This window comes from Xanthomonas cannabis pv. cannabis (assembly GCF_000802365.1).
GTDB classification, from domain to species: domain Bacteria; phylum Pseudomonadota; class Gammaproteobacteria; order Xanthomonadales; family Xanthomonadaceae; genus Xanthomonas; species Xanthomonas cannabis.
In genome coordinates, this window is sequence record NZ_JSZE01000109.1 from 1 (window position 1) to 11,396 (window position 11,396).

Below are 11,396 nucleotides of genomic sequence, written 5' to 3' on the forward strand. Positions count from 1 at the left end.
CAGATTGGGATCGCCCATCGCGATGAAGTCGCCATTGAGCAGCGTGTCGCGACGGTTGTAGCGGAACGGTTTGCCGGAGCCGCCCGCCAGCAGCACGCCACCGGCGGCGTGCAGCACGCACTGGCCAGCCGCCGTGTCCCACTCGGAGGTGGGGCCGAAGCGCGGATAGACATCCAGGTCGCCTTCGGCGATGCGGCAGAACTTCAAGGACGACCCTTGCGCGACCACGTCGATCTCGCCCATGCGCTCCAGCGCGGCGGCGGTGCGCGCGTCGCGATGCGAGCGGCTGGCCGCCACCCGCAATGGCGTGGCGGCCGGGGTGCGGGTCTGCAGCATCTCGTCGCGATCGCCCTCGCGGCGGTAGGCATTCTCGCCGCGCGCGGCGTACCAGACCCGGCCATCGACCGGCGCCTGCACCACGCCGAGCACCGGCGCGCCCATGTGGATCAATGCGATGTTGACGCTGAACTCGCCGTTGCGTTTGACGAACTCACGCGTGCCGTCGAGCGGATCGACCAACCAATAGCTGGTCCAGTACTGACGTGTTTCCCAGGCCACATGCGCAGACTCTTCCGAGAGCACCGGCACATCGGGTGTGACCCGGCGTAGGCCGTCGACGATGACGCGGTTGGCAGCCAGGTCGGCCTGAGTCAGCGGGCTGGCATCGTCCTTGATCTCGACCGCGAAGTCCTGCGCGTAGACCTGCATGATGGCCTCGCCGGCCTCACGGGCGATGGCGATCACGGTTTCGCGCAATTCCATCGGGATGCGGATCACCGGTTGCGCTCCAGCCACTCGCGCGCGATGAACAATGCCGCCAGCGAGCGCCCCTCCGAGAAATCCTCGCGCAGCATCAACTCGTCCAGACGCGCCAGTGGCCAGGGCACGACCTCCATCTCTTCCGGTTCGTCGCCCACCAAGCGCTCCGGGTAGAGATCGCGCGCCAACACCAACCAGGATTGGTGACTCATATAAGTAGGAGCAAGCGTCATCGCGCGCAGCACCTGGACCTGGCGCGCGCCATAGCCGGCTTCTTCCTTGAGCTCGCGGTCGGCGGCCTGCTCCGGGGTCTCGCCGGCATCGATGCGCCCCTTGACCAGGCCCAGCTCGTAGCGATGCACACCGGCCGCGTATTCGCGCACCAGCAGCACCGTCGTCTCGTCGAGCATCGGCACCACCACGACCGCGCCATGACCCTGGCTGAGTTGGCGCTCGTACAGGCGGCGTTGCCCGTTGGAAAACTCCAGATCCAGCTGCTGGCGACGGAACGGCCCGTCCCCCAGATCGGTGATCTTGTGGATGGTCGGCAGACGCGGGCTCATGCGTGGCACGCAGCCGCGGAGCGGACCGATAGAATAGGCAGATGCATCGACATGTTCATGAGCCCGAAATCCTAGCAGACCCTGCAGCCTCCGAAGCTGCCCAACAGTGGCGGCAACGCGATCTTGCGGTGGTGTGGCACCCGTGCACGCAGATGCGCGAGCATCCGCACACGCTCCCCCTGGTGCCGATCGCAAGCGGCAGCGGCGCGTGGCTGGTCGGCCACGATGGCCGCCGCTATCTGGACGCGGTCAGCAGTTGGTGGACCAACCTGTTCGGCCACGCCGAGCCGCGCATCGGTGCGGCTATCGCGCAACAGGCCGGCACGCTGGAGCAGGTGATGCTGGCCGGCTTCACGCACGCACCGGCGGTGCAGTTGGCCGAGCGCCTGCTGGCCATTGCGCCACGCCAGCCCGACCGCGCACCGTTGTCCAAGGTGTTCTACGCCGACAACGGCTCGGCTGGAGTGGAAGTGGCCCTGAAGATGGCCTTCCATTACTTCCACAACCGTGGCGAGCATCGCCGCACGCGGTTCATCGCGCTGGAAAACGGCTACCACGGCGAGACCATCGGCGCGTTGTCGGTGGGCGACATTCCGCTCTACCGGCGCGTGTATGCGCCGCTGTTGCTGGAAGCGACCTTCGCCCCCTCGCCCGATGCCTACCTGGCCGAGCCCGGGCAAAGTGCGGAAGCGTACGCACTGCAGGCCGCCGATGCGCTGCAGGCACTGTTCGAGCAAGCGCCCGGCGAGATCTGCGCGCTGATCCTGGAACCGCGCGTGCAATGTGCCGGCGGCATGCGCATGTATCACCCGGCGTATCTGCGCCGCGCACGCGCCTTGTGCGATGCGCACGGCGCATTCCTGATTGCCGACGAGATTGCGACCGGCTTCGGCCGTACCGGCACCTTGTTCGCCTGCGAGCAGGCCGGCGTGATGCCCGACCTGCTGTGCCTGTCCAAGGGCCTGACCGGCGGCTTCCTGCCGTTGGCGGCGGTGCTGGCCACCCAGCAGCTGTACGACGCGTTCCTGGACGATTCGCGCGAACGCGCCTTCCTGCACTCGCACAGCTACACGGGGAATCCGCTGGCCTGCGCGGCCGCGTTGGCGACCTTGCAGATCTTCGCAGACGACGACGTGATTGCGCGTAACCAGCACACCGCCGCACACATGAGCACCCTGGCCGCGCAGATCGGCGAACACCGCGCCGTGGCCGACGTGCGCCAGGCCGGCATGATCGTCGCCTTCGAACTCACCCGTGGCGGCGACAAGCGCACGCCATTCCCCGCGGCCGCGCGTGTCGGCCTGAAGGCGTATCGCGCCGCGCTGGACCGTGGCGTGGTACTGCGCCCCCTGGGCGACGTGCTGTACTGGATGCCGCCGTACTGCGTGGACGAGGCGCAGCTTGCCTTGCTGGCGGCAACCACGCGCCAGGCCATCGAGGAGGCCGTCGCATGCGCGTGACCCGCTCCCATGTTGCGCTGCCGCTGCAGTGCGACCAGGAAGTGACATTGCCCGAGGAATCGGCCAACCACCTGCTGCGCGTGCTGCGGCTGCGCGAGGGCGATGCCTGCATCCTGTTCAATGGCGATGGCTGCGACTACCACGCACGCATCACCGTGGCCGGCAAGCGCGAGGCGCGCGCGATGGTGGAACGTGCCGAGCCGCTGGCGAACGAATCGCCACTGCGCATCACCCTGATCCAGGGCATCGCCCGCGGCGAAAAGATGGATCTGATCCTGCAGAAAGCCACCGAGCTGGGCGTTGCAGCCATCGTGCCGGTAAACGCCGAACGCACCGAAGTGAAGCTGGATGCGGCGCGCCTGAAAAAGCGCGTGGCGCACTGGCGCAGTGTGGTGGTGTCTGCCTGTGAGCAATCCGGCCGGGCGCGCGTCCCGGCGCTGGCAGCACCGACCGGCCTGCAGGAGGCGGCAGTGGCCAGCGACCCGCAGTCGCTGCGGCTGACCCTGGACCCGCAGGGCGAGCATCGCCTGGGCACCTTGAGCGCGGGCACGCAGCGGGACGTCATCGTGGCGATCGGGCCGGAAGGCGGCTGGTCACCGCGCGATCGGGCGACGCTGGCCGACGCCGGGTTCACCGGCCTGCGCCTGGGGCCGCGCATCCTGCGCACCGAAACCGCCGGGCTGGCCGCCATTGCCGCATTGCAGTCGCGGTTCGGGGATCTATAGGGCGCCGACGTGGCGGGTGGATCGTTTGTAGGTCCGTGGGACAGCCCGACGCAGGCAGCGCCCCGGTAACGCGTAGGAGCGCACCCGGGCGCGATGGGGCTCTCCTGCGGAGCGACGTTTCCGATCGTCCTGGTGTTTGTCGGTAAGGCCTCTCGCGCCCAAGGGCGCCCTACGAAGCTTCTGCGGTCGCGAGATGGGTTGGAGGGCGGCGCTGGTTAGAGCGACGTTTCAGTTAATGCCGGTGCTCTGGCTAAGGCCCTTGCGGCCGCAGGCGCTCCTGCGGCGCGGATGCGCTCCGGGGGTTCTGGCCTAGCGAGCATGCTGGAGAAGCCAGCTGGCCGCGCCGATGACGCCGAGCTGGCCGTGTTCGACGATGCGCACCGGCACCTGCTCCAGCGCCGGGCGCAACGTGCCCTTGTCGAGCAGGCGGGCGACGAAGTCGCTGGCGACGATGAAGTCGGCGATCTGCGGCAGGAATCCGCCGGCCAGATAGACGCCGCTGCGAATGCCATACAGCAGCATCATGTCGCCGACCACGCTGCCCATGAAACCGCAGAACGCCTGCAGCGCATCGCGCGCGAGCACGTCGTTGCCGGCCAGCGCCGCGGCGGTGACATCGGCCGGCCCGCCATGGACGGCCCGCTCGCCGCGCAACCTGGCCAGTGCGTGATAGAGATTCAACAGCCCCGGGCCGGACAACAAGGTCTCGGTGCCGACATGCGTGCGGGTGCGCCGCAGTTCCTGCAGCAAGGCCACTTCCAGATCGCTGGCGGCGGCGAGCGCCGCGTGGCCGGCCTCGGTCGGCAACACCACCGGGTGGGCGCCGTTGGGGATCCACACCGCCGCGCCCAGGCCGGTGCCGGGGCCCAGCACCAGCGCCGGGCCGGGCGCGCCCTGCGCCGGGCCGGAGAGCTGCATCACCTGACTGCCGGTCATGTAGTTGGCCGCGTAGGCGACCGCCTCGAAATCGTTGACCAGATGAAGCACCTGCATGCCGAGCTGGCGGCGGATCTGTTCCGGTGCCAGCACCCATGGCAGGTTGGCCGTGATCACGCTGCCGTCTTCGAGCGCGTATCCGGCACTGGCGATCACGCCGCGCTGCACCGGCGCACATCCCAGTTCGGCGAAGAACGCGGACATGATGTCGGCCAGGTCCGGGTAATCGGCGCAGCGGTACTTGCGGTAGTCCAGCACCGTGACCGGCTTGCCTGTATCGGCGCTCTCGCAGACCAGCGCCAGGCGCACATGCGTCCCTCCCACGTCTGCGGCAACGAAGGTGTCGGGGCGCGGAAAGGCCACCGCTTCCATTGGGCTGCTTGCGCTCACGCATTCTCCTGTTAAGTGGCAGCGGGCTGGCGTCAGGTCCCGTTGTCCGACGAACGGCAGCGGGTAGACAACGTTGTCAGTAATTGCTGTGTAACGCAACCGTGGAGACCCCAATCAAGGCAATCCAGGGCCGGCCCCATCATCCCCGAAAAATCCGCATGCATGGCGACGATTCCGGCACAGATTTCGCCAAACGCTGCGGCACAAAACGTTTCCAGCATTGAAAGCGCTAATCAACCCCGCGCGACGGAAGTACGTGCGCACGCACCTGGTCGACTACGTCGACGATCGCGCTGCAAAAATGCTGCATTGCAGCGCAATCGCAGCTGCATCAGAGATCTGTGACGACGTGTTGACAACGCTGTCAGCGCTACGCGAGACTCGGTCCAAATCGGGGTTCTGGCAGGAGGGGCCATGGACTGTTCGGTACTGAAGAACGGCTCTTCCCCTCCCTGCTGATTCCAGGTTCGCGGGTTCTGCGTCGCCAGACGCCGGGCTCGCCGATATCGCGTTCGCTCCACCGCTTCACCACACGGGGGACACCTCCTCTACCACGCGAATCGACACCGCCTGCTGCCGTTGCCGAGCACGGAGTGCGATCACCGCGATCGGTCAGGGCGTGTTGTTTTGCCGGCCACGCCGAGCGCGATGCCTTTCCACGGCGCGCGCTCACAGCACTAACCAACGAGGTTTAGCCATGCACAGCCGCACCACGACGTTAGCACTCTGTATCACCGCCGCTCTGTACTGCTCCGGCTCTGCAATGGCTGCCGGACAAGAACAACAGGCGCCTGCGGGCGCATCCTCGGCCACCACCGAGCTGGACACCATTACCGTCACCGGCTATCGCGCATCGCTGGAAAAAAGCCAGGCAGTCAAGCGCTCGGCCAACTCCATCGTCGATGCCATCAGCGCCGAAGACATCGGCAAGTTCCCGGACATCAATGCGGCCGAATCGCTGTCGCACCTGCCGGGCATCAGCGTCGACCGCCAGTTCGGCGAAGGCGAAAAGGTCAGCATCAACGGCACCGACCCGGCGTTGAACCGCGTGCTGCTCAACGGCCAGACCATCGCGTCCGGTGACTGGGGCGGTAACCCGACCGACACCAGCGGCCGTACCTTCAACTACACCCTGCTGTCGCCGGAAATCATCGGCCTGATGGAGGTCTACAAGACCCCCGAGGCACGCATCGACGAAGGCTCGATCGGCGGCACCGTGATCGTGCATACCCGCAAGCCGCTGGAGCTGCCCAAGAACACCATCCGCGGCTCGATCGGCTACAACTACAACGATCGCTCGGAAGAAGGCAATCCGCGCGGTTCGGCGCTGTGGAGCTGGAAGAACGACGACGAGACCTTCGGCGCGTTGATCTCCGCCACGCACGACAAGCAGGACCTGGCACGCGCCGGTATCGAATACTTCGGCTACACCACCGGTGCCAACATTCCCGCTAGCGCTACCATCACCGGCGACGGCAGCGATGTGGCCACCGCACGTGTGCCCGCCGGCATCAGCAGCGCGTTCTTCCAGCAGACCCGTGAGCGCAGTGGCCTGCAGGGCGCGTTGCAGTGGAAACCCGACGAGCAGAACGAGTTCAACCTGACCGGTCTGTACATCAAGGGCAAGTACAACAACTTCAGCCAGGCGCGTTATGTGTGCCCAAACTGCAGTTCACCGGCAGCGGATGGCTCTGTCGATGAAAACGGGAATGCTGTCCAAATCAGCAACATGCGACTGATAGACAGGGCGACAGTGCAAAATGGAGTGGTCACCTCCGCGAATTTCGCAGATAGCGGACTCGCGCAACCATATTCCCAGCTGGACGCAAACTACCGTGAAAGCACCGTCACTACCAAGAGCCTGAACCTGCGTCATGACTGGTCCGGCGAAAAGTGGGTGTTCACCACCCAGGCCGGTTACACCGAAGCGACCGGCGGAAAGAACCCCGAATACCTGATGAAGTTCCTGATGCAGGACGGCGGTTACAACTACGCGTTTGATGGTCGCAACACCGCGGTCAACTACGACAACGGCGGAGCAGCGAACTGGGTCTTGCCAGGTAATCCGGCAGGTTTGGCTCCCGGGCAGCAGGGAAACGTTCCCGGCACTAGCACGCCGATCATGCAGGCAGGCGGTATCGCCTACCAGAAGAGCAAGGACGACGAGAAGTACTTCCAGTGGGATGCTTCGCGCGACCTGGAATGGGGCCCGTTCACCAAGCTGCAGTTCGGCTACAAGTACATCAACCACAACAACGGCGTGGATGCGCGCGGCAACCGTATCAACTCCACTGACGCGGTGTCGCTGACGCAGTTCAACCCCGGTAGCACGCCGAGCAGCCTGTATGACGGCCTGGGCGCCAGCGGCGACCTGACCACCTGGTCGACTGCGGGCCTGGGCGCCGTGCGCGACTATCTGCTGTCGCAGCCGCAGGGCGCATACCGCACCGACTTCGGCGCCTCGTTCGATGTCAAGGAAATCACCCAGAACATCTACACGCAGTTGAACTTCGAGTCGGGCCAGTGGCGCGGTAATGTCGGCGTGCGTCTGGTGGACACCACCGACAAGTCGCAGTTCTGGCAGAGCAACGACGGCGGCACCAGCTTCGATCGTGTCGCCGAGACCAATGACTATCGCAAGGCGCTGCCGAGCTTCAACATCGCCTACGACATGACCGACGACACCGTGCTGCGCTTCTCGGCGGCCAAGGTCATCGCACGTCCGCGCTACGCCGATCTGGCCGGTACCTTCACCATCAACAGCGGCACCGGCGATCTGACCGCCAACGGCGGCAACCCGGATCTGAAGCCGTACGAATCCACCAACTACGATCTGGCTGCCGAGTGGTACTTCGCGCCGTCCAGCATGTTGTCCGGTGAGGTGTTCTATCGCGACATCAGCTCCTACATCGTCAGCGCCACGACTCCGCAGCAGCTGAACCCGGCACCGCCGGCCATTGCTGGCCTGTACCAGGTGACCACGCCGGTGAACGTGTCCGACGCCAAGGTCAAGGGCGTGGCGGTCAACTACCAGCAGACCTTCGGTCTGGGCTTCGGGTTGCAGGCCAACTACACGTTCGCCGAGTCCGACTCCAGCTCCGGTCTGAACCTGCCGTACCTGTCGCGCGATACCTATAACGTGATCCCGTACTGGGAACACGGCGACTGGACCGTGCGTGTGAACTACAGCTACCGCTCCAAGTACTTCACCCAGATCGGCCGCCTGGAATCGCGTGACTTTGCCGATGCCTACAAGCAGCTGGATCTGAACGCCTCGTACCAGATCACCGATTACATGGGCATCACCTTCGGCGCCACCAACCTGCTGGATTCCACCTACCGGGTCTTCAGCAACACGCGTGATACACCCACGGCGTTCTACAAGAACGGCCGCGGCTATCAGGCCCAGCTCAACTTCAAGTTCTGATGTAGCACCGGCGCGCCACCGACCCTCCACGGTGGCGCGCCTTTTTTTGAGCTGTGCGTTGCACGCAGCGCACAGCTTGATGTTGTATCAAGGAGTGGTACTGGCCACGCCCCTTCGCGATCGAGGAAGCATGGCCAGGCCCGCTTTTGCCATCCACGCACGGTTGCAACATGGCCGACGCGTTTCGCTTACAGGAGTGCAGTTCCCATGACGACCGATAGCCGCGTGTCTGCGGCTCCATCCCGCCGCCACGCCGGAGCTGCACCCAGGAGTCGAGCGCTCGTGCTCGCTCTGCTGCTCGCGTTGCCCGCCGTGCATGCGAGTGCCGCGCAATCGCCCACCGCGCCGACCGCCACCACGCTCAATCCGGAGGCCATCGACCAGCAGTGGCTCGATGCCACCGCCAAGTACGCGCCCGAACGCGAGCGCCTGGTGCGCGAAGCCGAGGCCGGTGCACGCAAGGGCCCGTTCCGCCCCGACTGGGCCGCGCTGAAGGCGTATCAATCACCGGCGTGGTACGACAATGCCAAGTTCGGCATCTTCATCCACTGGGGCGTGTTCTCGGTGCCGGCGTTCGGCAGCGAGTGGTATTCGCGCAACATGTATCTGCAAGGCTCCAAGGAATTCGCGCATCACGTGGCCACTTACGGCCCGCAGGCCAGCAGCGGCTACAAGGATCTGATTCCCAAGTTCACCGCGCCCAAGTTCGACCCCAATGGCTGGGCCAAGTTGTTCCGTGAGTCCGGCGCGCGCTATGTGGTGCCGGTGGCCGAGCACCATGACGGCTTTGCGCTGTACGACTCCAAGCTGTCCGACTGGACCGCGATGAAAATGGGGCCCAAGCGCGACCTGCTGGGCGAGTTGTCGAAGGCGATCCGCGCGCATGGGCTGCACTTCGGCTTGTCCTCGCACCGCGCCGAACACAACTGGTTCTTCGATGGCGGGCGCAAGTTCGACTCAGACGTCAACGACCCACGCTATGCCGCGCTGTACGGCCCGGCGCAGGTGCGGTTGCCGGGCAAGGACGACGCCGACGTGGCCAACGACTGGACGCCGGTCTCGCAGGCCTGGCTGGACGACTGGCTGGCGCGTACCACCGAGTTGATCGACACCTATCAACCGGACCTGATCTATTTCGATTGGTGGATTGCCCATCCCACCTTCCGCCGCAGCCTGCCGACGATGCTGGCGTATTACTACAACCAGGGCGCGGCGCGTACCGAGGCCGACCGCGGGGTGGTGGTGAACTACAAGCTGGGCGCCTTCCCGGAAGGTGCCGGCACGCTGGATATCGAGCGCGGCCAGCTCACCGGCATCCATCCCACGCATTGGCAGACCGACACCTCGGTGAGTAACGCCTCGTGGGGCTATATCGAAAACGACACCTACAAGTCGCCCACCTTCATCATCCACATGCTGGCCGATGTGGTGGCCAAGAACGGCAACCTGATGCTCAACATCGGCCCGCGCGCCGACGGCTCGATCCCGGACACCGAGCGCGGCATCCTGCTGGCGATCGGTCGTTGGCTCAAGACCAATGGCGGCGCGATCTACGACAGCACGCCGTGGCGCGTGTATGGCGAAGGCCCCACCGAAGTGGTGGGCGGCACCTTCCAGGACGTCAAGACCAAGCCGTACACGGCTGAAGATTTCCGCTTCACCACCCGCGATGGCGCGTTGTATGCGATCGAGCTCGGCTGGCCGAGCAATGGCGAAGCGGTGATCCGCTCGCTCAACGCCGCCGATGGCGTGCGCGCAGTGACCTTGCTGGCCAACGACAAGAAGATCCCGTTCGAACAGCGCGCCGATGGCCTGCACCTGCGGCTTCCGGTCAAGCCGGTCGGCGAGAGCGCGTATGTGTTCCGCATCGACCTTTCTTCCTCCACTCCCTGACGGATGTTGTCTTTCATGAGCAAGCGATTGACCTGGATGTTGCTTGCGCTGGCATTTGCCTGCGCCCCGGCCCTGGCCAAGAATCCCACGGCGTTGTTCTATCTGATGAACACGCAGAAATCGACCAACTCGTTCATTGCCAACGTCGACAAGATCGATGTGGTGGTGCCCACCTGGTACGGCGTCGACCAGAACGGCCTGGTCAACGGCACGCCCAATATGTACCTGTACGACATCGCCAAGCAGCACAAGCTGCGGGTGATGCCGATCCTGTCGATGACCACCGGCCGCGACGGCTTCCACAAGCTGATGCACGACGAAGCCGCCAAGAAGCGCATGATCGAATCGCTGCTGATCCACGGCAAGCAGCACAAGTACTACGGCTTCCAGTTCGATTTCGAAAACATCGCCTGGACCGATCGCGATGCCTACACCTTGATGGTGAAGCAGACCGCAGACGCGCTGCACAAGGCCGGTTTCAAGATGTCGGTGGCGGTGGTCCCTAACGCACCGGGCCACGCCGAAGGTGGCCAGTTCTCCAAGTGGATGTGGGAATACTGGCGCGGTGCCTACGACCTCAAGGCGCTGGGCCAGGCTGCGGATCTGGTCAGCATCATGACCTACGACCAGCACACCCGCTGGACCACGCCCGGCCCGGTCGATGGCATGGTGTGGATGAAGAAGCACCTGGATTACGCCATCACCCAGGTGCCGAAGGAAAAGCTGTCGCTGGGCATCGCCACCTATGGCTACCGCTGGTACACCGGCAACCCGGTGAAGGAAGACGGCACCGAAGCGTCGAACATCGCAGCCGCGTATATCGATGCCGACGAATCCTTCCCGCTGGCGATCGAACAGAACGCCACCGTGCAGTGGGATCCGGTCGAACAGGAGTCGTGGTTCTATTTCTATCGCGACGACATGCGTGAGTGGGTGTTCCGCCCGGACGCACGCAGCTTCAAGGCACGTTACGAGCTGACCAAGCAGTACGGCCTGGAAGGTTTCAGCTGCTGGGTGCTGGGCGCCGAAGACCCCAAGGTGTGGGACGAGCTGCCGACTGCGCAGCGTTGATCATCGACTGCAGGCAGGCGCGCGGCGATGAAGCGTGCGCCAGTCCCTGCGTGATCCGCGGCGGCTTTGCTACTGTGCAGGGCCGCCGCGCTTCGATGTCTTCGGCAGGAGCGAGCAAGGCTGTCGATGCGATATGGTGTCGTTCCACTTGGCTGCGCGCATGCAACAGTGC

8 protein-coding genes are annotated in these 11,396 nt (G+C 65.0%); 5 read left to right on the top strand and 3 right to left on the bottom strand.

Going from position 1 to position 11,396, the window contains the following annotated elements; genetic code table 11:
- Positions 1 to 777 (bottom strand): 3'(2'),5'-bisphosphate nucleotidase CysQ (gene cysQ, locus OZ10_RS16460; RefSeq protein ID WP_039565945.1); only part of this gene is annotated, 777 nt, incomplete at its 3' end.
- Positions 774 to 1,322 (bottom strand): ADP compounds hydrolase NudE, encoded by a 549-nt coding sequence (nudE, locus tag OZ10_RS16465; RefSeq protein ID WP_039408877.1) that lies wholly within the window; start codon positions 1,320 to 1,322, stop codon positions 774 to 776. The genes nudE and cysQ, both read right to left, overlap by 4 nt.
- A 41-nt stretch (positions 1,323 to 1,363) precedes the next feature.
- On the opposite strand from nudE, the gene bioA reads away from it, so the two are divergent.
- Both bioA and OZ10_RS16475 read left to right on the top strand, forming a co-directional pair.
- A complete protein-coding gene (bioA, locus tag OZ10_RS16470) occupies positions 1,364 to 2,782 on the top strand; it encodes an adenosylmethionine--8-amino-7-oxononanoate transaminase (protein ID WP_039565933.1) in 1,419 nt (472 codons plus the stop codon).
- On the top strand, positions 2,773 to 3,507 hold the full coding sequence (locus OZ10_RS16475) for a 16S rRNA (uracil(1498)-N(3))-methyltransferase (RefSeq protein ID WP_039565935.1): 735 nt from the start codon (positions 2,773 to 2,775) through the stop codon (positions 3,505 to 3,507). Before bioA ends, OZ10_RS16475 begins: the two co-directional genes overlap by 10 nt.
- A gap of 309 nt (positions 3,508 to 3,816) precedes the next feature.
- On the opposite strand, the gene OZ10_RS16480 is transcribed toward OZ10_RS16475, so the two are convergent.
- Positions 3,817 to 4,815, bottom strand: coding sequence for a glucokinase family protein (locus OZ10_RS16480; RefSeq protein WP_202903028.1), 999 nt, complete (start codon positions 4,813 to 4,815; stop codon positions 3,817 to 3,819).
- A 715-nt stretch (positions 4,816 to 5,530) separates the two neighbouring features.
- On the opposite strand from OZ10_RS16480, the gene OZ10_RS16485 reads away from it, so the two are divergent.
- The 3 genes from OZ10_RS16485 (at position 5,531) to OZ10_RS16495 (ending at position 11,224) form a co-directional block, all read left to right on the top strand.
- On the top strand, positions 5,531 to 8,260 hold the full coding sequence (locus OZ10_RS16485; RefSeq protein WP_039565940.1) for a TonB-dependent receptor: 2,730 nt from the start codon (positions 5,531 to 5,533) through the stop codon (positions 8,258 to 8,260).
- Between the two features lie 207 nt (positions 8,261 to 8,467).
- Positions 8,468 to 10,153, top strand: coding sequence for an alpha-L-fucosidase (locus tag OZ10_RS16490; protein ID WP_039565943.1), 1,686 nt, complete (start codon positions 8,468 to 8,470; stop codon positions 10,151 to 10,153).
- Positions 10,154 to 10,156: 3 nt separating this feature from the next.
- The gene (locus OZ10_RS16495) at positions 10,157 to 11,224 is read left to right on the top strand and encodes a glycosyl hydrolase family 18 protein (protein ID WP_039408857.1); all 1,068 of its coding nucleotides are present in this window, start codon (positions 10,157 to 10,159) and stop codon (positions 11,222 to 11,224) included.
- Positions 11,225 to 11,396 lie beyond the last annotated feature (172 nt).